Source organism: Pedobacter psychrodurus (assembly GCF_032678585.1).
Classification (GTDB): domain Bacteria; phylum Bacteroidota; class Bacteroidia; order Sphingobacteriales; family Sphingobacteriaceae; genus Pedobacter; species Pedobacter psychrodurus_A.
The window spans coordinates 1-23,804 of record NZ_JAVTSN010000071.1 but is presented as its reverse complement, the minus strand read 5'-3'; the positions used below and the strand labels follow the sequence as shown (position 1 = coordinate 23,804).

The following is a 23,804-nucleotide window of genomic DNA, read 5'->3' as shown; positions in this document are numbered from 1 at the left end:
ATATAAATTCTATTATGAACAACAAACGGTCAATTTATTATTTCATTTTAATTGTTGCACACTTCATCTTCGGCTGTCGTGTACCTGTAAAAGAGCGGAATCATGTATCGGCAAGTTCCTTATCCTTACACATTGGGGATGAAAAATATACGATGATAGATACCAAAGAAAGTGTGATCACATGGAAAGGATCCAGCCTCATGGGCTCAAACAGTCATACAGGCTACGTTTATATATCAAAAGGGGAATTGATGATCGAAAAAGGTCAATTAATTGGTGGTACAGTCGAAATCGACATGAATACCATTGAAGATAAAAAACATGAGCGTGATAATAAATTGGTTAATCACTTTAAAGATCCTGATTTTTTTGATGTCGAAAAATTTCCCTTTTCTACCATTGTAATCACCAGCATTGCTTCAATAGACGGTGAAAATAAAAAAGTTACAGGAAACCTCACCATTAAAGGGATCACACATACTGTTACTTTTCCGGCCAAAATAGAAATTAAGGACGGGATGATCCAATCGAATGGCAAACTGATCATTGATCGGGCAAAATGGGATGTGCGTTACAAGTCAGCAAAATTTTATGATCTTTTAGCCAATCAAACGATTTCGGATTCAATTGAATTCAATATGAAGATTGTAGCAAAGAAATAAATAGATGAATGTTTAAAGAACTTTAGTCAAATTATTCTGATGAACTCCATAGACACCTTACAGCACCTTAGTTTTCCGTGTTGCGCAATCTTAAAAATTAACAATGCAATAGTTTGATAAGGAGTGAGTTAGGCAGTGCAAACCTGTTCTTTTAATCCTGAGGTACAGCCTAAAAAAAAATCAGATTGCCGCATGATTAGGAAGGGGAAAATGGGCCACAACTGTTTTTTTCTTCGGTTGTTTGTTTCTGCCTGTTGGGGCGGTTACATTGAGCACGGTGATGAACTTTGTCGGATCCCCGACCGACTCATACACTATTACCTCGGCATAATCGGGCTGTGTGATTACCTCAGGATTGTCTTTTAACATTTCGAAGTTTTTATTCCTCAGCTGGTTTAACAGGTACTCTTTATCATGAACAAAGGAAATAAGGTGGTTTGGTTTACGACGCTTCATCCACTGATCATTCAGCTCTGAGTAGGGAATCTTAACCTGACCGTTCCATGCCACCACAATAGTACCTCCGATAATCACGAGAAATTCGCCCGCCCATATTAACCAGAGCAGAAGTCCAGAGACATTATCACTGCCCTGAATGCGGAAGGTACCCACTTCATTTAATGCTGTAATTTCTTTAAATAAGATCCCTGGGTGGACAAACAGAAAAACCATATCCACAAACAACTGCTGAAGATCTGCAGCGCTCAGCTTAAAGGTAAAACCACTGCGGCTATACATCACCGCATCGAAGAAAACCCATTGCACGTAGAATGCGAGCAGACTGCACACGATGGCAATAATAAGGGCAACCTGTAGGTTCCTGATCTTGCCGATACTGATACCAATGTCGATCGCCAGACCCAGAAGCATGCCCAGCGAAAATGCACAAATGGCGATGAACCAAATATTGGGGATTAACTGACACAGGATGATATAAAGGAGTGGGAGTATAAAAGATGCAATAATGCCAATGGCAAGGGTGGTCAAGATGCTAGCGGGCGAAGCATGGCCTGCGGGGGTATATTTTTCTTCCATGTGAGTGTGTAATCAGATTTAATCTCAAACAGCGGGAGGATCAGATTTGTTTTAGGGATGTTTTTGGAAATCTATTTTTTGATGTTTTTTCTTTGTTTTTTGTTCTGTGGGGCATGAGGGGTGTCAATATAAGAATGCGTGCTTTATTTGTTAATTATTTTTAGGCCGACTATGCATATCATTGAACGTAGTGATTGAGAATGGCCCTATCTCTAAAAATACGCGCTCCAATGGTATTTTATGAGGGAGTAACAGAAAAAAAAATAAAAATAATTTAAAATAAATTTTGTTGAAACGTTTCAACTAACGGGTGGAGGAATGTACATCGCCAGTTCCTTTATCAGTTATGGTTTGGTAAGTGTTTATGCCATTAAGACCCAGACCATGCTTGGGGTTTCAAATATCACGGGCGTCGTCATTTTAGTTATTCTTTTTGCCGCCTTCAGCAGATTTAAAAAAATCCATATTAAAGACCAACTGCACGCAGTTAATCAAATATGGGCTGGGTAGGTTAAAAACACTTAAAGATTATGGTAAATTTAATTGTCCGCTTTCTCGTACTTATAAACCTGCGTCCTTCCACTGGCATTATAAATACTGTCCTGTTGTTCATTTCTGCGGTGTTCAGTCAAAACAATATAACTTGAACTTAAAAAAATCGCATCGGGATTTTTTGCAACGCTTGGATCTTTCGAATTGAAAACGGCAGGACCGTCATTTGAAACCCTCGCTCTGTATAGATCCCTTTTCCACTTATACGGTGTTTGATCATCATCGCTATTTTTTTTACAGCCCAACGCGATAATCAATAACAGCGCAACCAAAAAGTTTTTTGCCATGTGTGTTTTTTCTTCAAAATAATAACAATAAATGATTTTGCAAAATTATTCACTGATATTTAGACCGTTGAGTATTTATCTGCTCCAAAAAATACAATCATTTTTGCAACATTAAATTATTATTAACATATTGCCGGTGCAAGGGGTGAGAGCCTTGCATCAATCATAGATTGAGAGCGTTAATTTAGATAAAAAGGATGCGACAGCGAGTGTTGCATCCTTTTTTTTATTTGAGGATTGCAATGTGCTTAATTTGAAGAAAGAAAAACCACTTATATCCTTTTAATTTAGGATTTTCTATATTTAACCATGGAGTTTAAAGAATTAGTGGTACCACAAAGGCTTCAGAATAGTATACGGGGTATTTGGTACCGAAGAATGGACTTTGGTTGCGCTCCAACTGCTTTTGAAATACTGCCTGATGGCCATGCCGAAATCGTCTTCCACTTCGGGAGTGGTTGTAGCCTGATACAACAAGACCGTACCGAGCCATTACCATCACCTTTTATCGTTGGGCTATTGGGAAAGCCAATTTATTTTCAGGCTAAAGATTGTTTACAGGTAATCGGCATCAAGTGTTTACCATGGGCGGTCTACGATCTGCTCGGCCTGACGGCCACTAAAGGCGGAATCACCAGTTTTAGCCACCCTATTGCGAACCTACAATGCGATCTTGATGAATTGCTTCAATCCGGAAAGGTAGACGATGCATTAGCGCTCACCATGAATTGGTTGCTACACACGGGCGAACCAACAATTCCTATAGTAGCATTAAGGAAAGCTGGTCAGGCGATGCTGGAATCAAACGGCTCTATGCCGATAAAATCAGTTGCAGCAGCAGCGAATGCTACGATAAGAACATTAGAACGAAAGTTTAAAGCCTCATCAGGTCACACTGTGAAGAATGTATCTGGTCTGATACGATTTGAAACTGTCCGCGACACCTTATGGGAACGGCCGGAATCTGCTATCTCTGCTTTAGCTTACGATCTGGGGTATGCCGATCAATCTCATTTGAACCGGGAGTTTAAGCGTTATTGTGGCATCACAGGCACAGCGTTTGCCAAGCAGACGATTAACAGGAAAAAAGAGCTGACTACTGATTTTGTCGCAATTGTTCTATCATCCTGATACGCTATTGCAGATATTGTGCTCAAATTTAAAGCGCATGAAAATTACTAAAAATAAAAACGTCCTGGTTTTAGGTGCCAGTATCGCCGGTCTTTCCATAGCCTGGTGGCTGAACCATATAGGTTACCGGGTAACGGTGGTTGAACTAGCCGCCGTCGACTTAAACGGAGATTCGGTCGCTATCGCTAAACGCATGGGTTTGTACGAAAAACTTAAATCGCACCAGTTGGGGGTTGACAGGATCGAATATAAAAATGCTGATGACTTTACAGAAGGCACGATTATTATGGATCATGGTGCAGAACCGCAAGAGGAGGAAGAAATTGAAATCGAGCGGGAAAAGTTTGTTGAAGTTTTGGTACAAGAACTAAGCGGACATATCGAGTTTATGTTTAACAACAGCATAGTCGAAATTGAGGAAACCGAAAACAGCCTAAACGTCGCCTTTAAACGAGGTGAGCCACGTATTTTCGGCCTGGTTTTTGGCTGCGACGGCTCACATTCTGGCACTAGAAAATTATGGTTTGGTCCTGAAAAGGAATATGCTCATTTTTTAGGGGCTTACTTTTCGATCAGCACTGTTAACGAGTTACTTCTTCCACAAAGGTTTATGCAAACCTTTAGCGTGCCATACAAAACGGTGATGCTAAACGGTTACAATGGTAAAACCGATATTGTATTCATCTTCCTTTCCGATGAGGAGATCTGCTATAATTATCGTGATATTGATGGTCAACGGCAGATCATAAAAGAACATTTTACCGGACAAAAATGGCCGACAACAGAACTGCTTGAAAAAATTGAGCAGTCTGAAAGCTTTTATTTTGATAAGTTTTGTCAGATAAAAATGCCGGCCTGGTCAAAAGGCCGTGTAACACTTTTGGGCGATGCGGCTTATTGTCCTTCGCCCGCCTCCGGACAGGGTGGGTCTTTAGCCTTTCAAGGAGCTGCAGCAATTGCAGATGCCTTATTAAAACATCATGGTAATCATGAATTTGCTTTTAAAGATTATGAGGAGACCATGCGCCCTAAGATCGAAGAGATTCAGATCAGTGCCGAAGAAAATGTCAAAACGAATTTTGTCTTGAAAACGGAAAGTGAGATCCGCAAGCGCAACACGGAAGCAAAGTTGTTTTAGGAAGACTTAGTAGGAAAACTTCGAACCAGGATTCCAATCCTCAAAATGAAAAAACCTTCAAGCTTTAGGCTTGAAGGTTTTTCGTGATCCCGCTGGGACTCGAACCTGATATGTTTAAAGCGTCTTCAAGGCTGTTTTTTGTAGGTTTCTCAAAACAGGGCTATGATTTGGGCAATGCTCGTTTTGACTTGATTTGATTCGTTTTAACGAATTTTAATGTACTGCAAATGTACGGGTCCTGTTGAACTTAGCAAATATTTCGAGGTGTTTTTTGATTTATTTTGTATTTGTTACAATCATGCAAAACAGTTAGGTGCTCATTTAGCAATATTATTTTCACAATAAAAATGTCAGCAGCTCAAACCAGATAATTGAAGATGAATTACGAGAATCCGTATCTCATTCTGATTTTTATCGCTTAATTTGAGACAGAAAAAACCAACTATACCATGAAACTGACTAAGAACAATTCCATAAATAGGCTACTTATTTTTGTCCTTCTGATTTCATTTGGTTTAAGCTGTACAAATCCGAAACCAGAGGAAAATAATACCGAAGAAACTGAACAAAGATCAGAAGCAAAAGCATTGCCGGTTCATTTCGAAATGATCAACGAGGTTAAGACAGAAACGCCTGGCAAGGAGCAACTCGATGAATATGCGGTGTACACGGACTCTGTGTATACAGAGGAAGCATTGAAAATACAGTAACGGATATCTATAATCGCAATAAGGACAAGGGTATTTTTTCTGACCATGACCGTGTCACAGTGATAGGCATATATCTATTTACATCAAAGGAAGCTTATAAGGATAAGGCTGATTGGATAGCCATGCTGATCAAAGGTCCTATGGATTCGGTGCCCATGGTGTGCTTCAACAGTTTTAAAATTACCGCGCTTAATAACATAGGCGATAAGGTAAAAAGCAAAGATGAAATTGAACATGAAATACTGAAAAGCTACCTAAAAACAAGAGGGCTTGAACTTTGCAGCCTTTTCGAACTTTTAAAAAAGATAGAACTCGATAACATTCACAGAGCAGACGCGGCACATCCCGATTTCGGCCCCGAACACCAAGCGATGGTCAACCGCTTGGACAATCATTCATACGCCGAGCTGAAGAGAAAATATAATCTATCAGAAGATAAGCTCACTGAGGTTTCCGTGTTTGCGATGTCGTACCGTAAATAAAACTTACAAACGAGGCTTTAATGATTCGAGTCCTGATAGGTTCACAAATGTACCGTGAACCCTTGGGTAAAAACTCGAACCAATTGATATATGATTTGAAACTTTTGAGTGATATGCTCATCTAAATTTTTCATAAACCTATAGAAGTAGCGATACTAAATTTAAAATCAAATCATCTCTTTTATATATTCAATTGCGATTTTATTTTAACAAGTTCTCCCAATAAACGTGTTTCCTGAACTGAATCTTCTTTGTTTAATGTTTTTGCTATCTCAACGATCTGGAAATTCAACGTGTCAATTTCGGTTCTTCGTTTATTATTGATGTCCTGCAAAGTTGATATGAATTGACCGTTAGACAGCCTGCTAATTAATAAAAGGCTATCGGTAACTTCTTCATCTGTTAATGTAATGCCTTTTGCTTGTGCAATCCCAACACATTCTTTAATGACCCGTTTAGCAATTACCATTGCGGCCGCGTTGCGCAGGAAGATCCCGTTATCAATATTTAGCAAGGGACACACAGAGTTGAACACGCTATTAACGATTGCCTTTTTCCAAATGATAGCATCAACAGCGACTTCTGCTTTGAAAGGAAATAAACTAGTATTCAATGCTTCGACAACTTCGTTTAATTTTGAAGCTACAGGGCTAACGTTACCTATAGGTGAAACGGCAACGGGTTTATAACTTACATTGTTAACAGAAACTACCTGACTGGTAATAAAGAGGACACAACGATAAACTTCTGCAAAACCACTTTGTACAAATACCTTTTCAACACCCAACCCATTTTGTAAAGCACGATCGGAGAATTTCCAGTCTTACCTTTTAATAGATCAGCTAACTGTTCGTTCCCGTGTGACTTATTGGCCAGAACAATAATACCATCCAATTGCTGGAAATGATGAAGCTTACTAATCTCTATTTGAGCTTCCAATAAAGGCTGATCAGGCATGGTTAACCGGATACTTTCGAAATGGGTGAGACTATTGTCGGTTCTTCCACGAAGGATGACAACATCTTTTCCACTAAGTTTAAGGCAAACAGCCAACGCCTTGCCAACAGCGCCGTAACCGATAATGTAAATGGTATTTTTCATAAAGTTGATAAATTATAAAATTAGTCTTCCTTGTCCGGGATCAACCAAAGAAAAAATGCAACAGCCATTAAAAATAAAATGTTACAAGCCGTTGCCAGCCGATAGGCATGCAGATATCCGGATAAGGATTTGTGCCCAGACAATACATACAAAAACAACCCAACTACTACACCAACGCCTAAGGCAATGGCTGTTTGCTGAACGGTTGAGTAAGTGCCTGAAGCTGCGCCGGCAAAATGAGTGGGAATTCTTCTTAGAGTAATGGTTAGTAACGATGGCAATACAGAACCGCAGCCAATGCCATAACCAAATAAAACAATCATTAACGCCAACTGATTAACAGCTTTAGCTTCTAACACAATTACATGGAAAACTAATGCTACAATCATCAGTAAGACTCCAGATTGTAATACCCGCTTTCCAAAAACACCAACAAGCCGGATTGATAACAACGAGGCGACAACATAGCCAATGCCCTGGCAGGCGAATAAAATCCCGGTTTGTGATGAGCTAATGCCAAGTCCATTTTGAAATAATAAGGTATTGACAAAAAAGTATGACTCCTGGACCAGATAATAAAAGAAAACAGCAAGAAGACCAATATTAAAATCCTTGTAATTGAACAGTTCCACATTGATAAGCGGATCGTTACCGGATGCCAATTTTTTCTTTTGATCGCTGATAAAAAACCAGATCATCAAAAGTGCGCCGATCATCAGTAAAATGCTCCAAAGTGGCCATCCCAGTTCGCGTCCGCGGATCAGCAAATAAGTAAAACTTACCAACGCAATACTTAAAATGGCAATACCTGAATAATCAAATTTGACCGCTTTTTTCTGGTTACTTTCTTTTAGGAACCTTGCGGATAAAGCTATTGCCAAAAGTCCAATAGGAAGATTAATCAGGAAGATCAACCGCCACCCGGCAGCAATGAAATGTATATCAGGTAGCAAGCCACCTAAAAATTGTCCTATAACAGATGCAGTACCGGCAATACTACCATAAACGCCCAAAGCTTTTATTCTTTCGTTATGTTCGGGAAAAAGGATCTGTATCAAAGCAATACCCTGGGGAACCATAAACGCAGAACCAATACCCTGAATAAAACGGGCCGTAATTAGCTCCGTTGGCGTTTGTGCCACTCCGCAAACAACAGAAGCGCTAGTAAATACCAGCATCGCGATTATAAACACTTTTTTTCTGCCGAAATGATCGCCCATTCGCCCTCCAGTTATCAGGAACGATGCATAGCCAATGAGGTATAGGGCAATAAATAATTGGCTGTCACCATCAGTTCCATGGATACCTTTTTTGATAGATGGGATAGCCACATTTACAATGAAAATATCGATAACCGATAAGAAAACCCCTGAAGAGATGAGGAGAAGCGCCCACCACCTGTAATTTTTACTAAAACCCAACATGCCAGTTTATTTCTTGGCGAAGATCGGGACGCTGTTTAAATAAAAACCGGTACAGCATTTGGATATTTCACTGTAACAGTTTAAATCTGTTATGGTAAAGTATCTGGCATCTGTATTTGTCTTCGTCTTTAACGAATGATGATCTTTGTTAAGCCCTAGTATGGAAATTAAATTATTGGCACTAAAACTAGATTTATGATCACCTCTACTAAAAACGCAGAACATTACATTTGGGGAGATAATTGCGAGGGCTGGCATTTGGTTAAATCTGATAGCTTAAGTATAATTCAAGAGCGCATGCTGCCGGGAACTGCCGAGCAACTGCATTATCATCATCATGCCCAACAGGTTTTTTACATCCTTTCTGGCAAGGCGGGGTTTGTTGTAGATAATACAACAGCGTTTGTGAGTGCGGGCCAGTCGATTCATATTGCGAGGGGAATTAAACACCATATATTTAATAAGGGAACGGACGATTTGCATATACTTGTTATTTCAGAACCGAAAGCCCATGGAGACAGAACAGATTTATAATAGTTTGTACTTGTACCAGTAATGTAAATTCAATAAAAAACCACGTACCTTGAATCACTTTTTTCTAATTATCATAACAGGTTTTGCTGCGGGGGCAATAAATGCTATAGCAGGAGGCGGATCTTTCATCACGTTCCCGGCATTGGTTTACGCTGGTTTGCCACCTATAAATGCCAACGCATCAAGTACCGTGGCACTAATACCAGGTGCTGCGGCAGGCACCATAGTTTATAAGGAACATTTAAAGCCATTTGCAAAAGTATCATGGTTAGCTATGATACTTTTGACATTACTGGGTGGGGCAACAGGTTCATGGTTATTATTGTACACACCATCATCTGCTTTCAATGCTATCGTTCCGTGGTTGTTACTCACCAGTGCCATTACGTTTGCTTTTGGCGCACGTGCAGGCAATCTTCTTCGCAAAAGAGTTAATATCGGACCTGAAATGGTTTATGTTGGGCAACTTTTACTGGGTGTTTATGGTGGTTATTTTGGTGGTGCAGTAGGTATTATGATGATGGCCGTATGGACTATTTTTGGCATTACTGATATAAAGTTAATGACTGCCAACAGAACATTTTTTGTATTCCTGGCAAACGGGGTGGCGGTTTTATTATTTATGATCAGTGGAAAAGTTATCTGGCCGCAAACCCTAGCAATGATGTTTTCAAGTATTGCAGGTGGTTATCTAGGAGCGCTGTTTTCAAAAAAGTTAGACCCGGTAAAGCTCAGGTATGGTATCGTTGTTTTCAATTTTCTAATTACCGCTCTGTTTTTTTACCGGATGTTTTGGTAAGCCAAATTACATATTTCTCATGGTATGAAAATTTTGAATATGTTAGCATAAGCTGGCAACGCCCACGCTTTTTTCAGAGGATGTTTGAGGTACGCTAAATAACGCTCCCAACTTTATCAACGCTGTTTCTGTTTTAGGCTCCCAAAGGTTACAAAAACTTAAACGGAGATAATGCTTATAATCTCCTTTTGCAGAAAACAATTCACCCGGTGCATAGCTGATACCATAGTCAAATACGGTGTTTTGTAACGCTGCTGTATTTATTGTTTCCGGCAATTCCACCCACAAAACAAGCCCACCTTTAGGCCTGCTGATTTTTGTGCCGTGCGGAAAATGGTGCTCAATAAGCGTTCTGGTTCGGATCAGATTTTTCTGTAGAGCAATTCTGATTTGTTTTAAATGACGGTCATAAATTCCCCCGCTTAGCAATTGCTCGGCAATATGTTGTGTAAATGTGGAAGTTGAGCCGTTATACATTGATTTGATGCGCCCGACTTCGTATCTGAACCGTCCGGCTATGCACCAACCTAAGCGAAAGCCTGGTAAAAGCGATTTGGTGAACGAGCTGCAATACATCACCCAGCCCTCATTGTCATACGCCTTTATCGTATCTGGTCGGCTTCCTTCAAAAAACAAGTCCCCATAAAGGTCATCTTCAATAACCGGGATCTGTTGGCTGTTGGCAAAAGCCGCAATCTCTCTCTTTTTATTGCTATCCAAACATGCCCCATCAGGGTTATTAAAATTGCTGACCAAAATACATGCTTTAATATTTAATTGTTCGCAGGCTGTTTTAAGCTGAGCTATATCAATGCCTGTTTCGGGATGCGATGGAATAGTGGCGACCTTTAGATTTAAACATTCCAGCGCCTGCATAATCCCAAAATAGCATGGGTCCTGAATCAGTACAGTATCGCCTTCGTGGGTTACTGCCCTTAGGCAGCATACTATGGCTTCGAGGGCGCCGTTAGTGATCAGTAAATCATCTGCATGCACATTGCCCTGCCATAAAAACGACCTTTTGGCAATCTCCTGCCGTAGGGCTGCATTACCTCTGCGGTCCTCCAGCATTAAATAGCTGCCGCTACTGTCCCGCGATACCTGTTGAATAGCTCTTTTGATACTGTTAAACGGTAAGAGCCGGTTGTCGGGAAGTGCATTGGCGAATGATACAAATGTTCTTTTATTGCCGTCGCGATAAAGGTTTTGTAACAACTTGTCGATTTTGCACGTCCGTTCAGATAAGGTCATGGGCATAGGCATTGGTAAGGGAAGTTCTTTCCCAGAACGGTGATTAACAAAATAGCCTGACTTTTCCTCAGAATGAATCAGGTCCTTATCCATCAAGTGGTTAAAAGCTTGCAAGATAGTTCCTATACTTAAACCATTCTCCTTATGTAAACTTCGGAGAGAGGGTAGCTTTTCTTCAGCTTTATAGATGCCTTCATCAATCAGCCTCTCAATTTGATTGGCCAGGGTTAGGTATGCATGTTCTTTCATTTTTCAATCAAAACATTAGGGATATTCAGAAGTAAAAGTAGTCTGTTATAGTTGGATTATGAAATAATAAAATCTGTTACTGTTAAAAATGTAATTTCTGTGCCTGTCATCAACTATAAATTAACACTTTCTTTGTTCCGTAAAACGATATCAAGAATGCAACAAATTAACATAATTACAGAGCAGGAGCTGTCAAAATTCAGGGAAGAAACCAGTGGAACATCAGAAAATATCCACCTTAACAACGCAGGATCATCTTTAAATCCAAATATTGTTGTCGATACAGTTATTAATTATCTCCGCGAAGAAGCAATTGTCGGCGGTTATGAAGCAGAATTTAAATACAAACAAGAATTAGATTACACATACGACCTGATTGCCCGGCTGATTAATTCGGAACGTGACGAAATTGCTATCGTTGAAAATGCCAGTACTGCCTCGGGGTTAGCTTATAACGGCATTAGGTTTAAAGCAGGTGATGTAATTATCACCTCAGAGATGGAATATGTTACCAATTTGATCGGCTTTATTCACCTTAAAAAAATCAAGGGCATAAAGATGCATGTGATACCAAATGACGAGCACGGTAATTTCCAGTTGCAGGCATTGGAAGATGCCATTGCCGCTGATACTAAATTGATTGCGATTACACACATTCCATCTACATCCGGAACGGTATTGCCGATAATTGAAATTGGTAAGATTGCGCGTAAATATGGAGTATTGTATATGGTTGATGCCTGCCAAACTGTAGGCCAGATGCCGATTGATGTTAAAGAGATTGGCTGTGATATTTTATCGGTTACCGGCCGTAAGTACCTTAGGGCGCCTCGTGGAACGGGGTTTTTATTTGTTAAAAAAGAAATTCAGGATCAGCTGGAACTGCTGTTAATTGACGGTCATACGGCTGAATTGACGAGCGAAGACAGTTACCAGATCAGAGCCGATGGCAGAAGATTTGAATTATATGAAAAAAGCCGTGCATTAACCCTCGGATTAGGGAAAGCTGTTGAATACGCATTAACCATAGGCGTAGACCGGATTTGGCAGCGGATACATCTGCTGGCAGAAGAAATGAGAAGCCAGTTAAAAAAGATTGAAGGCGTAACCATTCACGATAGCGGAACATTGCAATGTGGAATTGTAACCTTCTCGGTAAATGGTTTAGCAAGCCAGGTAATCAAAGCAGAACTTTCCGAAAAAAACATCAATGTTTCTGTAGGACTGGCTAGGTCAACATTTTTTTACATGAATAAGAACGAACTGGTTGATGTAGTAAGAGCATCAGTTCATTACTATAATACTAATGACGAAATAGAATTACTATGCAAAGCGTTAACTGCTATTACAGGGAATTATTAAGGTTGAGAACCTGAGCAACTGATCCTGATCTGAATATCAACCGACTCGTGACCGGCTTCTATTCAAATTATTTGACGCCGTAATTTCAATAACAATAACAACTCAATTTATGGAAAATCAATATGATGTGATCTTTATAGGATCAGGCCCCGGTGGTTATAGCGGCGCTATCCGTGCATCACAACTGGGCTATAAAGTAGCCATTGTGGAAAAGTATACTACGCTGGGCGGAACTTGTACCAATGTGGGCTGTATCCCGGCAAAAGCGCTGCTGGATAGTACCGAGCATTACCACCAGGCCAAAGAACAGTTTAAAACACATGGGATTAACCTTAATGGTGAACTCGCTTTAGATTTTACACAATTCATCAGACGAAAAGCCGGCGTGATCAGCCAAAATACTTCGGGCTTGATTTACCTGATGAAAAAAAACAAGATTGATGTGCACCAGGGCTTGGGCAGCTTTCTAGACAGCACCCATTTAACGGTTAGTTCCGGTGATAAGCAGGCTATACTTACCTCCAAATATTTTGTAATTGCAACGGGATCAAAACCATCATCAATACCCGGTGTAATCATCGACAAGAAACGGATTATCACCTCTACTGAAAGTTTATCCTTAACAGCGCAACCTAAATCGATGATCATTATCGGAGGCGGTGTTATTGGGGTAGAACTGGCCTCTGTTTACGCGCGTATTGGTACAGAAGTAACCATTATTGAATATACAGACTCGCTTATTCCAACAATGGACAGAGAGCTGGGAAAAGCTCTATACAAATCTTTGGTGAAGCTTAACATCAAAATACTATTAAGTAGTAAAGTGCAATCTGCTTCTAATCTAGGTGAGGCGGCATCTGTAAAGCTTTTGGATAAAACGGGTAAGGAAGGTATAATTACCGCAGAGTATTGTTTGGTTGCGGTTGGCCGCAGCGCTTATACAGACGGCTTGAATCTTGACAAAGCAGGCATACAAATGGAGAAAAACGGTAAAGTATTTGTAAATAACCAACTGCAGACCAATGTATCAAATATCTATGCTGTTGGTGATGTTGTCCATGGTCCAATGCTGGCTCATAAAGCTGAGGATGAAGGCACTTTTGTTGCCGAAGTAATCAACGGACAAAAGCCACATATCAATTATAACCTAATTCCCGGGGTTGTTTATACCTGGCCTGAGGTTGCATCAGTTGGTGCTACAGAAGAACAATTAAGAGCACAGGGAGTGGAGTACAGAACCGGCAAGTTCCCTTATTCGGCAAGTGCCCGCGCAAGGGCTTCTATGGATACCGACGGTTTTGTGAAGGTATTGGTGTCACCAAAATACGGTGAGATACTTGGTGTACATATTATCGGGCCCCGTGCAGCGGATGTGATTGCCCAATCTGTTGTGGCTATGGAGCATGAGGTTACTGCCAAGGATATGTTCCGCATCAGTTACGCCCATCCTACTTATTCGGAAGCTTTAAAAGACGCCTACCTGATCGCTTCAGGTCAGGGAGCTATTAATATCTAAAAGCCTTATTATATTTGATGATAAACGCATGAATTTCGAAAGCAATCATTGACACAAACAGCTTTAAAATAATACAGCAGTAAACATCACTATTTAAAAGGCAGATGAAATTGAATCATCAATTTCATCTGCCTTTTGCCTTGTCTCCTTTTAAGGTCATTACCGTACTGGTAACTGTTGCCACTACTTTATCTTCATCATTGATGATCTCGCAAAAGTAGTGGGTAAGTGTGCTGCCACTTTGTAAAGGTTTTGCAATGGCCCTGAGCTTCGATTTCCACACAGGACGGTAGAAATTAATTTTCAATTCAATAGACGTGAAAGATTGTCCTTCCCCCATTAGGGTTGAGTGTGCTGTTCCGATGGCTGCATCTGCCAATTCACAAATTAATCCTCCATGTATGGTACCTTGTTGGTTACCATGAATATTGTTATCGGCATTAATCGCTACTGTGGCCGTTCCTAAATCTACAGCAACAATAGTCATTAACAATGTTTTCGATATGGCGGTCGGATAGTTCATATAAGTGACCATATCAGGGCTAAGTGTGCCGGCCACCTGGTGCTTAAGGTAATCTAATATAGAAATTTTCATTATCATACGGGGTTTTAAAAGCTAAGATTGTTTAATGATAGCAATGCTGTTAATCGCTATACGGTATCCATCATATTCAATAGCTCAAAATCGAGCATCCTTATTTTTCCTCTTTAAAGTTTTTAGTTGCAACGTAGGCAACAAAAGCAGCAACTGCTCCAAATAACATAAAGGTTTGATTCAATCCGATATTTACGATCAGGCTAAACACCAGGCTCCCCAATCCGTATCCCATGAAAAGGAAAAAAGCAAACAAGCCTGTCGCTGCTCCTTTTTTCGGGGAAAGGGTTGTAATAATTGCCGCGTATAAAGGTTGGGTTAAATCAAAGCCCAAAGATAAAGTTCCAATAGCAATGCAGGAGATAAACAAGGAGTAATCCATGCCCAATATAATGGCAGATAATGCCCCTACAAAAATTCCGATCGGGATAATTTTATGGCGGCCAAATTTATCGGCAAGCTTTCCTAGTAATGGTCCAAATAATAGTCCCGGTATGCCATATGCTAGTAACGCGAAGCCAATTTCTTTTTGATTAAGATGATAGTTTTTGTAAAAAAAGTATCCTGTCCAGGCGAAAACACCACTGTGGAACATGCCGTTGAAAAATACAAAAAGATAAGTCCGCCAACCCCGCGGTAAGTACAAGATCTCTTTAAGCGAACGGTACATAGCACGGAAACCATCGGCATGTATAACTATCTTTTGCCGGAAGTTTTTACGATAAATCACCAACACCAATAAAATTCCCACACCAATTATTGCAACAATCCAAAACATCATCTGCCAACCTAACCTGGCCGTTAAAAGCGCTCCGGCACTGGAACCAAAAGCCATACCACCAGCCATGCATCCAAAAAAAATGCCTAAGGCATGGCCGCGCTTTTGATAAGGGAAGCTATCACCAATCCAACCGATGGTAGTCGGAGCCACGCCTCCAGCACCGAAACCGGTAAGTAATCGCAAAACGATCATTTGCGTAATGGAATGGCAAAAGCCTGTACAGGCAGTTAATGTAATAAAACAAACTAATGAAAACACGATAATTGGAAAACGTCCGTATTTGTCTGATAGCGGTGCATAAACTAGTGTTACCAAACCATACCCTAATAAATAAGCCGGCTCAATAAAACTTACATGCTGTACAGATACATGAAAGAGTGAAGCCAAACCCGCCAAAATGGGCGCCACCATAAATCCCTGGAAGAAAATAATAAAAGTTGCCAATGATAAAATAACTACCAGGAACATGGAGGGCGCAGTAGGGTTGGTGACAGACGGTTGGTTAACAGGTCGGTGTCGATCTAATTTCATTTTGATGTAATATAAAACAACTAAGCAGAAGTTTGCCTTGCGCCTGATTTTGCGATTAAATACAGGGAACATGGAACAACTAATTATTTTAGGGGAAGAATATATTTATAACAGATTTGGTATGATCTGTAGATAGGACTGGTTAAGCGATCAAACACGCTGATGTCAGAGCTAATTCATCGAGTTGCCAGGATTCTTTTTGTTTAATAAACCCCTTGTTTGCAAAAAGCTTTATAACGGGGTTTTGAACATATTCATTTATCCAGATGCTTTCATAAGGTTTGCAAACGTTTAAGCATTTTTCGAGTAAAGAATTGCTTACAGCAGGATCAGTGTATTTTTTTAATATCCCGAAATCCGCTATTCGGATAGCCCTCTTTCCATCCAAAGTTGAAGGCCTTCTGCCTTTTGATGTAATTCTGGCATATCCTGCTGGGTTATCATCTACATAAGTTACCAGCCATTGGTTGGACATGCTGTTCAGCTCATTGATAAGCGTTTGGTCATTAAATTTTTCGGAAATGTAGTTGTCAATTATTTTTTGTTCGATAAGGGATGAAAATTTTTCCATCGCCAATTCTCGAGTTAGCATCAAAAGAACGTTCATTCCCTGTTCTGTAGCCACTGTAAATTTTGTAATTATATTCATATCTTGAAGTAGAAGTATAAGAGCAAAATTGCGGGCTTTTTCAGAATAGTATGCTGTACACATTTTAGAAATAAAACCAGTACAGATTGAACTTAAAAATGCTTCCCGGCAAGTTTAAGCGCCTCTATTCTTTTGGGAGAAAACTGATCAGCGAAAACCACCCTGAAGTACTTATCAAATGCTCCCGAAAATGAAAAAGTGTAGCCAGGTGTAAATCTTACTCCAATCTTATCGCATTGATTATAAAACTGGGCCATATCAGTATCATCTGGCATTTTTGCCCAGATATTGTATCCACCGGCAGGTGTTAAAAAAGAGGTTTTTTCAGGGAAGGAATTGGATAATAAATTAAAAGTGAAGTAGGCATTTTTCGCCAGCTGCATTCTGAAGGCGCGAACATGCCTGTCATACCTGCTGCCGGTTAATAACCGGTTTACGGTTTCCTGATACAAGGGAGAAACAGTGCTCCCTAATGCAAATTTGATTTGTTCTGCCCGCTGCATGAACCTCCCGGCGGCTAACCAGCCAAGGCGTATTCCCGGAGCCAATGTTTTTGCATAAGACGAGTAAGTTAGCACAAGACCACTGTCATCGAAACTTTTTATGGTTGAAGGTCTTTGCCCGTGAAAGTTAAGGTCTCCATAAATATCGTTTTCAATAACAGCTACATTGTATTGATGTGCTACAGACAAGAGCTTCCGCTTTTGTTCGTTTGAAAGCAACAATCCCGTGGGGTTATGAAAGTTTGGTGTTACGATTACTGCTTTAACAGTATTGTTTTGGCAGGCTTTTCTAAAAAAGTCGATATCAAACCCAGTATGCAGATCAACCGGGATTTCAATAACCTTAAGCTGGAGTACCCTTATAACTTCCAAAACTGAAAACACACAGGGGCTTTCAACAGCTATCACATCGCCCGTATGACAAGTAGCGGACAAGGCAATATATAATGCCTGCAATGCACCATCGGTAATCAGCAGTTCATCAGGATTAATAATGGTTTGATAAATAGCTGCGCGATTAACGATATTGTTTTTTAGTTCTGTTGAGCCATTTGAAGGATAATATCGTAATAAGCCTGCGCCTTGCTCTCTGATTACCTCTTGCATCGTACGGAGCAATAATTTTTGTGGTATTAACAGATCTCCAGGGGCGGCTACATTAAATTCAGACAATTTTCGCCCAGCCCTAAGCGAGGTTGTAAGTTCAAGATGATGTTTGAAAACAGCGTCCCTAATCACGGGTTGATGATTGATTTTCTTCTGAGGATTAGATACCCTCGGCTTGTTGCTGACATAATAGCCCGATTTTGGTACACTCTCCACCAATCCGCTAATGATCAAATAGTCATAACCGTTCTGAATGGTACTAATGCTAATGTAATATTGTTCCTTCAACTCCCGAACGGAAGGTAATTTGTGCCCGGGTTTAAAAATGCCTTCCCTGATGTTTTTTTCAAAGACAGCTGTAAACGCCTCAAATTTATACGTCCTCATATCTGTGCTGGTAATTTTTATAAATCCTGTATCTGTATTGCAAATTTAAGTGTTTTAATTTTGAAAAAAAGATTGTTGAATGCCAAGTAGCTATAATATTAATATGCCAGATGATTTACGCGCACTCCCGGTTTCGTCTTTACCAAACATTTGTGAAGAGTTAAGGACATTTTTAATTGATCATGTAGCCTTAAATGGCGGTCACTTCAGTTCCAGTCTCGGCGTTGTTGAATTAACAGTTGCGCTGCACTATGTTTTTAACACACCTGAAGATAAGTTGATATGGGATGTTGGCCATCAGGCCTATCCACATAAACTTTTAACAGGAAGAAAGGGCCGCTTTCATTCCAATAGGTTGTTGGGCGGAATCAGCGGTTTCCCTAACATAGAAGAAAGCGAATTTGATGCTTTCGGGACAGGACATTCTTCTACGTCCATTTCCGCCATACTGGGTATGGCTATCGCAGCTAAATACAGGGGAGAAAACACGCGCCAGCATATAGCGGTTATTGGAGATGGCGCCATGACTGCGGGGCAAGCCTTTGAGGCATTAAACAATGCCGGGTACGAAAAGCCAAATATGCTGATTGTATTAAACGACAATAACATGTCTATCGACGCCAATACAGGAGCATTACAAAACTATCTTACGCAGCTAAGCACCGACAAGTATTATAATGCAATAAGGTTACGTATCAAAAAGCTATTATCGTTAGGAAATAATTCTGACACATGGTCTATGGATACGGTGCGAAAATTTGAAAAGATTTTGAAAGGCGGACTGTTGCGTTATAGCAATCTTTTTGAAGCCCTGAACATACGGTATTTTGGACCGGTTGACGGGCATGATTTAAAAAAGCTGGTCACTGTATTGGAAAGGTTGAAGCATATACCAGGTCCAAAGTTATTGCATTGTGTAACCCATAAGGGACAAGGTTTTGCCCCCGCAATAAGCGATAAAGCGAAATGGCATGCAACCGGAGCGTTTGATAAGCTTACAGGTGTATTATCAACAAAAAAAATTATGTCCGCTGATCAAACTGTAACTTTCCAGGAAGTATTTGGCAACACCTTGATTGAATTGGCAAAAGAGAATCCGCGTATTATGGCAATAACACCTGCTATGTTATCTGGAAGCGCGCTAACTAAAATGAAAAAGGAAATGCCCGAACGTGTTTTTGATGTAGGGATTACTGAACAACATGCGGTTACTTTTTCAGCTGGCCTTGCGGAGGATGGAATGATCCCTTTTTGCACTATATACTCCACCTTTTTACAACGTGCCTACGACCAGGTTATCCACGATGTGGCCTTGCAAAAGCTTGGGGTTGTGTTTTGCATTGACCGGGCTGGTGTTGTAGGTGCGGATGGCCCGACCCATCATGGCGCATTCGACATTGCTTTCCTTAGATGTGTGCCTAATATAACTTGTGCTTCCCCAATGGATATGGGAGATTTCAGGAACCTCCTTTTTACAGCTCAGGCAAGTGTAGGAAGCGGGCCATTTGCCATTCGTTATCCTAAGGCGGCGGGAATCCGCAATTGGGTCGCTTCTGATTTCAGAAAATTAGAAATAGGAAAAGGCAGAAAAATAAGGTCTGGTAAGGATATCGCTATTCTTTCACTCGGCCCTGTTGGTGAATATGTAAAAGAAGCCTGTAACGAGATGGAACTGGATCAACTGGATGTAGCCCATTATGACTTACGATTCTTTAAGCCGCTCGATGAGGCATTGCTGCATGAGGTTTTTGGTCAATTCTCAAAAGTGATTACTATCGAAGATGGTTGTATTTCAGGTGGCATTGGGAGTGGCGTAATGGAATTTATGGTGGACCAAGGTTACCATTCAACTTTAAAGCGCCTGGGATTACCGGATGCCTTTGCCGTTCAGGGAACGCAGCAGCAACTACACGAATTATACGGTTATGACAAAAGGGCAATCGTGTCATTGGTCAAGGGGCTTTCAATGCCGTGTGATAATATTGATGCCATTTAAATAATTACTTATTATATCTCCATTAAACAGAAAAAGCGCACCTAAGTGCGCTTTAATTACCCATATAAATGGTCCTTATGTGAGCCCACTGGTACAAAACTCGAACCATTTGATAGTAGATTTGAGGCTGTTAGCGGAGATAATATCAAAGATCTAGCATTGAATCAATCGAGGTCTATTAAGTCCGGCTCATAATATATAAGCATAGCTAAAACGATGTCCATAAATCAGCTGAGCATTTTGATCAGTTCCTGTACAGATGCCTCGTTCGGCGCGGCAAAGTCGCTGATCCCTTCAACCGATTCTTTACATAATGGTGCAGCCCGGTCAAACATGAGCTTTTCGTAAGCAGAAATCGCATCATGAATATTCCCAAAATCTGCATTGGTCAGGCATTCACACAGATTCAGGGCATCCTGCATGGCCAAGTTAACGCCTTCGCCATTGGGCGGCATCAAATGGGCGGCGTCACCAATAAGAGTGATGTTGTTTTGGGTAACCCAGCGGTTTTCTAAAGGAAAGTATAGGAGTGGCCGGGGAACAAAATGCGTACATGCCTCAAATAGTGTGTGGAAAATATGATCCCAGCCTGCGTAATGTTCCTTTAAAAAAAATCTTACTTCTTGAGGGTTATTAAAATCTATACCGCTGGTTTGTACCCAATTTTCCGGGTATAACGATGCTGCGTAAAAAGTGAGGCCACCATCGCCTCGCGGCTGTGCCGCAATGGTTGCCCCTGCACCCATGGCCATCAAATTCGCTTTATTAACCAATTGGAAAAACTCCGGGCAAGCGGTCTCCGGATAATCTAACTCTCCCTGAATGATCGTCGCCCCGGAATAAAGTGCCTTTATATCGGTCAGATAGGGACGGACCTGTGAGCGATAACCATCCGAACCGATAACCAGATCTGCCATAGCAGTCATTCCATTCTTAAATTTCAGTCCCCATTGATCACCCACCTGCTGCATACTGATCAATTGGCTGTCCCAAACCACGGTGCCGGGCTGCAATCCATCGATCAGCAGGTCTCTCAATGCCCCCCGGTCGATTTCCGGCCGGAAACGGGGATCACCAAATTTTGCCTCACCCGCCTGGTTCCCATCATCCAACAAAATATTGCCTTTAGGATCGAGCAGGCGGTACTTATCTGCGCCTGCCATGTAGCTGGCTTTAAATGCCTCCATTAATCCGGTCGCTTCCATCACTTTGAGACCCGAATCGAAATGCAGATCAACGATCGCACCTTGTACACGTGCTTCCTGACTGCGATCCCGTTCGAAAACTTTGACCCAGACACCTTTTTGCTGTAAGAGTCTCGCCAGTGTTAAACCACCCGGACCACCGCCCACAATGGCTATATTTTTATGCTGTAACATTTTTATTTTTTTTTAGCAGCACAAAGGAACAGCAGAAATCGAGGTAATACAATAACAGAAAATCGTAAGTATAGGACTATTCGCGGTTTTTATTGCGAAAGGCAACCGGCGTCATGCCAACGACTTTGGTGAACAGCCGAATGAAATAGGAATAGTCATCATAGCCCAGCTCACCGGCGATCTCTTTCACGGACCTGACGGAATGATAAAGCAGGCGTTTAGCTTCGAGCATCAACCTTTGTTGGATATGGGAAGTTACAGACCTTCCGGTGATGGCCTTCACACATTCGTTAAGATACGATGTGGAAATATGTAGCTGACCGGAATAATCCGCAGGATTCTTAACAGCCTTGAATTGTTTTTCCAGGAGGTTTTTAAATTCTTTTGTAATGACATAAAAGCGGGTATGATGCTCGGCAGGTTTGGTGGAAGCCAAGTATTTCGAAATGATCAAAGCGACAAGGGTATTTACACTCTCCTTGAGGATCGCATGATAAAGCAGCTCCGTTCTGTCCTCGGATAGCTTTATACTCAGGGCGACCATTTCCTGGAGTAAAGCAAGGGTCTCGGGCTTAACAGACAATGGGTGAACCGGCGCAAGGTCTTCCAGTAAGCTTAAATACTCCGGTCTAAGATTTTCATCGGTAATGATCCAGGTGCTTATCATCGCGTTTTCAAAAGCGATCACTCGGTGTACTTGATGCGGATGTATAAAGATAAGGGCAGGCGCGACTATCGCATACTTTTGGAAATCAATTTCGATTTGGGTGACGCCCCTCTCCTGAATGATGAAGGTATAGCCTCCGTCACGGTGAGCACGTTCGACCTGTTCAGAACCTGGTGAGCCGTCAAAGAATTCGCGCATCAGCATAATGCCCTGGCAAGTTCCTTCAGGAAGCCTGTTGACAGGAATATGATCAGCTTTCTTACGCATTGCTGTAAAGGTCGCCTTTTATTTAGTTTATTTTGGGAATATGTACTGTAAATAATTTAAACAAAAAAACACTTCCGAAGAAGTGCTTTTTTGTGATTCCGCTGGGGTTGGGGATTTCGCTAAAAGTGTGCACCAGATTTCATTCCAAACTGTGCACCCAGCTTTTTACCATCCGGTCTTGATGGAATCGTAAAGACTGAGCCAAATATATCCAATCTTCCCAGATTCCCTCCCTTCATTTTCCAATCTATCTTTCCTGTATTTGGTCAACCAATCCTCCACAGAAGATGGTTTTGTATGAAAAACTACCTTCCAGGACACGATTTAAGACAAATCAGCCCATGTTTAACAATACATCAGAATAAGAAATATATTTTTTGCTTTTAAGGCTATTAGAACATCTCTATTTCGGTTTCTCAAGGCGAAACAATCATTGAATCCAACCCCGCTTTTCAGAAGCTTAAAACCGCTTAAAATGAGCCGAGTGGCCACTTTCAAGCGAAATCTAGTGAACAATATAGGCCGAAAAAGATGGCCACGATGGATGAAAACCAATAGCCACTTTTAGCGGAACCCCCACTCCAGACGAATTTGGGTATTATCAGCTACCATATTCCTAAATCTGGCAAATATCCGGATGACTTGAATGTTGACATTAATGGCACGTTCACTATTAAGGATACTGGATAACATGGCTACACCCTGTTCAGTGAATACGAAAGGGGTCGCCGGACTGAATTTTGCCGACTTGGGGAGGTTATCACAAATTGTGATAACCTGCTGCCATTCCTCTTTTGTCAACTGGAACATGAAATCGTCTGGAAAACGCTGAATGTTACGTTTGACTGCTTGTTTGAGTGCACGAGTTTCAACTTCGTAGAGTACAGCAAGGTCAAGATCTAGCATTACTTTTTGATCCCGGATATGATATATCTTTTCCAGGACAACCTGTTCCTGAATCAGAATATTTGTTATGGTCTTATTCATAATTTTTCGAATTTGCCAGCACCAAAACGTGCTGGCATAATGAGGTTATTAATTTATAGAGAATCGGTTTTGCAGGATCGCCATATCTGCGCCTACCTTTATATCAAGAACCTTTGCATAAATCTGGGTAGTCCTGATATTGGTATGCCCCAGCATTTTGGATACGCTTTCCATGGGAACGCCATTGAGTAGGGTTATGGTTGTTGCAAAGGTATGTCTGGCA

The 23,804-nt window shown here is 41.0% G+C and carries 24 protein-coding genes; 10 read left to right on the top strand and 14 right to left on the bottom strand.

The genetic code is table 11. The annotated features are described in order from the left end of the window. Nucleotides 1-662 (top strand): YceI family protein (locus R2S57_RS28585; protein ID WP_316848321.1); only part of this gene is annotated, 662 nt, incomplete at its 5' end. Between the two features lie 180 nt (nucleotides 663-842). Here R2S57_RS28585 and R2S57_RS28580 read toward each other — a convergent pair. After that, on the bottom strand, nucleotides 843-1,697 hold the full coding sequence (locus tag R2S57_RS28580) for a hypothetical protein (RefSeq protein WP_316848320.1): 855 nt from the start codon (nucleotides 1,695-1,697) through the stop codon (nucleotides 843-845). 539 nt (nucleotides 1,698-2,236) lie between these two features. Further along, the gene (locus tag R2S57_RS28575) at nucleotides 2,237-2,536 is read right to left on the bottom strand and encodes a hypothetical protein (protein ID WP_316848319.1); all 300 of its coding nucleotides are present in this window, start codon (nucleotides 2,534-2,536) and stop codon (nucleotides 2,237-2,239) included. Nucleotides 2,537-2,845: 309 nt separating this feature from the next. Between R2S57_RS28575 and R2S57_RS28570 the strand changes: the two genes are divergently transcribed. From R2S57_RS28570 to R2S57_RS28555, 4 genes are all read left to right on the top strand, one after another. Continuing rightward, a complete protein-coding gene (locus R2S57_RS28570; RefSeq protein ID WP_316848318.1) occupies nucleotides 2,846-3,667 on the top strand; it encodes a helix-turn-helix domain-containing protein in 822 nt (273 codons plus the stop codon). Nucleotides 3,668-3,704: 37 nt separating this feature from the next. Then, entirely contained in the window at nucleotides 3,705-4,805 is a 1,101-nt protein-coding gene (locus tag R2S57_RS28565; protein WP_316848317.1) for an FAD-dependent monooxygenase, read from the top strand. 449 nt (nucleotides 4,806-5,254) lie between these two features. Beyond that, nucleotides 5,255-5,515 (top strand): hypothetical protein, encoded by a 261-nt coding sequence (locus R2S57_RS28560; RefSeq protein WP_316828567.1) that lies wholly within the window; start codon nucleotides 5,255-5,257, stop codon nucleotides 5,513-5,515. 59 nt (nucleotides 5,516-5,574) lie between these two features. After that, nucleotides 5,575-5,997 (top strand): hypothetical protein, encoded by a 423-nt coding sequence (locus R2S57_RS28555; RefSeq protein WP_316828568.1) that lies wholly within the window; start codon nucleotides 5,575-5,577, stop codon nucleotides 5,995-5,997. A gap of 181 nt (nucleotides 5,998-6,178) precedes the next feature. On the opposite strand, the gene R2S57_RS28550 is transcribed toward R2S57_RS28555, so the two are convergent. Genes R2S57_RS28550 through R2S57_RS28540 form a run of 3 tightly spaced genes read right to left on the bottom strand, consistent with a single transcriptional unit; the run spans nucleotide 6,179 to nucleotide 8,522 of the window. Beyond that, a complete protein-coding gene (locus R2S57_RS28550) occupies nucleotides 6,179-6,784 on the bottom strand; it encodes a ketopantoate reductase family protein (protein ID WP_316828569.1) in 606 nt (201 codons plus the stop codon). Next, complete coding sequence (locus R2S57_RS28545) at nucleotides 6,706-7,098, bottom strand: ketopantoate reductase family protein (RefSeq protein ID WP_316828570.1); 393 nt, start codon at nucleotides 7,096-7,098, stop codon at nucleotides 6,706-6,708. Before R2S57_RS28545 ends, R2S57_RS28550 begins: the two co-directional genes overlap by 79 nt. Nucleotides 7,099-7,118: 20 nt before the next feature. After that, a complete protein-coding gene (locus R2S57_RS28540) occupies nucleotides 7,119-8,522 on the bottom strand; it encodes an MFS transporter (RefSeq protein WP_316848316.1) in 1,404 nt (467 codons plus the stop codon). Nucleotides 8,523-8,717: 195 nt separating this feature from the next. Here R2S57_RS28540 and R2S57_RS28535 point away from each other — a divergent pair, with 195 nt between their 5' ends. Beyond that, complete coding sequence (locus R2S57_RS28535; protein WP_316848315.1) at nucleotides 8,718-9,056, top strand: cupin domain-containing protein; 339 nt, start codon at nucleotides 8,718-8,720, stop codon at nucleotides 9,054-9,056. 49 nt (nucleotides 9,057-9,105) lie between these two features. Further along, nucleotides 9,106-9,855, top strand: a complete 750-nt coding sequence (locus R2S57_RS28530; protein ID WP_316828573.1) for a sulfite exporter TauE/SafE family protein — start codon at nucleotides 9,106-9,108, stop codon at nucleotides 9,853-9,855. Between the two features lie 42 nt (nucleotides 9,856-9,897). Here the strand turns inward: R2S57_RS28530 and R2S57_RS28525 are convergent, their stop codons facing one another. Further along, the gene (locus tag R2S57_RS28525; RefSeq protein WP_316828574.1) at nucleotides 9,898-11,355 is read right to left on the bottom strand and encodes a PLP-dependent aminotransferase family protein; all 1,458 of its coding nucleotides are present in this window, start codon (nucleotides 11,353-11,355) and stop codon (nucleotides 9,898-9,900) included. A 156-nt stretch (nucleotides 11,356-11,511) separates the two neighbouring features. Between R2S57_RS28525 and R2S57_RS28520 the strand changes: the two genes are divergently transcribed. Both R2S57_RS28520 and lpdA read left to right on the top strand, forming a co-directional pair. Beyond that, nucleotides 11,512-12,717: an aminotransferase class V-fold PLP-dependent enzyme gene (locus R2S57_RS28520; protein ID WP_316828575.1), complete on the top strand. Its 1,206-nt coding sequence runs from the start codon at nucleotides 11,512-11,514 to the stop codon at nucleotides 12,715-12,717. Nucleotides 12,718-12,826: 109 nt separating this feature from the next. Then, nucleotides 12,827-14,233, top strand: coding sequence for a dihydrolipoyl dehydrogenase (lpdA, locus tag R2S57_RS28515; protein WP_316848314.1), 1,407 nt, complete (start codon nucleotides 12,827-12,829; stop codon nucleotides 14,231-14,233). Nucleotides 14,234-14,357: 124 nt separating this feature from the next. Here the strand turns inward: lpdA and R2S57_RS28510 are convergent, their stop codons facing one another. From R2S57_RS28510 to R2S57_RS28495, 4 genes are all read right to left on the bottom strand, one after another. Next, nucleotides 14,358-14,828: a PaaI family thioesterase gene (locus R2S57_RS28510; RefSeq protein WP_316828577.1), complete on the bottom strand. Its 471-nt coding sequence runs from the start codon at nucleotides 14,826-14,828 to the stop codon at nucleotides 14,358-14,360. A 100-nt stretch (nucleotides 14,829-14,928) separates the two neighbouring features. Next, nucleotides 14,929-16,212 (bottom strand): MFS transporter, encoded by a 1,284-nt coding sequence (locus tag R2S57_RS28505; RefSeq protein ID WP_316828578.1) that lies wholly within the window; start codon nucleotides 16,210-16,212, stop codon nucleotides 14,929-14,931. A gap of 70 nt (nucleotides 16,213-16,282) precedes the next feature. Then, nucleotides 16,283-16,789 carry an N-acetyltransferase gene (locus tag R2S57_RS28500; RefSeq protein WP_316828579.1) on the bottom strand — a complete coding sequence of 169 codons (507 nt, stop codon included), beginning with the start codon at nucleotides 16,787-16,789 and terminating at the stop codon, nucleotides 16,283-16,285. A 92-nt stretch (nucleotides 16,790-16,881) separates the two neighbouring features. Continuing rightward, a complete protein-coding gene (locus R2S57_RS28495; protein WP_316848313.1) occupies nucleotides 16,882-18,285 on the bottom strand; it encodes a PLP-dependent aminotransferase family protein in 1,404 nt (467 codons plus the stop codon). Nucleotides 18,286-18,364: 79 nt separating this feature from the next. On the opposite strand from R2S57_RS28495, the gene dxs reads away from it, so the two are divergent. Then, nucleotides 18,365-20,281 carry a 1-deoxy-D-xylulose-5-phosphate synthase gene (gene dxs, locus R2S57_RS28490; RefSeq protein ID WP_316848312.1) on the top strand — a complete coding sequence of 639 codons (1,917 nt, stop codon included), beginning with the start codon at nucleotides 18,365-18,367 and terminating at the stop codon, nucleotides 20,279-20,281. Between the two features lie 227 nt (nucleotides 20,282-20,508). On the opposite strand, the gene R2S57_RS28485 is transcribed toward dxs, so the two are convergent. The 4 genes from R2S57_RS28485 to R2S57_RS28470 all read right to left on the bottom strand — a co-directional run. Further along, the gene (locus tag R2S57_RS28485) at nucleotides 20,509-21,660 is read right to left on the bottom strand and encodes an NAD(P)/FAD-dependent oxidoreductase (RefSeq protein ID WP_316828582.1); all 1,152 of its coding nucleotides are present in this window, start codon (nucleotides 21,658-21,660) and stop codon (nucleotides 20,509-20,511) included. A 76-nt stretch (nucleotides 21,661-21,736) separates the two neighbouring features. Further along, complete coding sequence (locus tag R2S57_RS28480; RefSeq protein ID WP_316828583.1) at nucleotides 21,737-22,594, bottom strand: AraC family transcriptional regulator; 858 nt, start codon at nucleotides 22,592-22,594, stop codon at nucleotides 21,737-21,739. Between the two features lie 564 nt (nucleotides 22,595-23,158). Next, on the bottom strand, nucleotides 23,159-23,581 hold the full coding sequence (locus tag R2S57_RS28475) for an ORF6N domain-containing protein (RefSeq protein WP_316848311.1): 423 nt from the start codon (nucleotides 23,579-23,581) through the stop codon (nucleotides 23,159-23,161). Between the two features lie 48 nt (nucleotides 23,582-23,629). Further along, nucleotides 23,630-23,804, bottom strand: a 175-nt coding sequence (locus R2S57_RS28470; RefSeq protein WP_316848322.1) for a tyrosine-type recombinase/integrase, incomplete at its 5' end; no start/stop codon positions are given.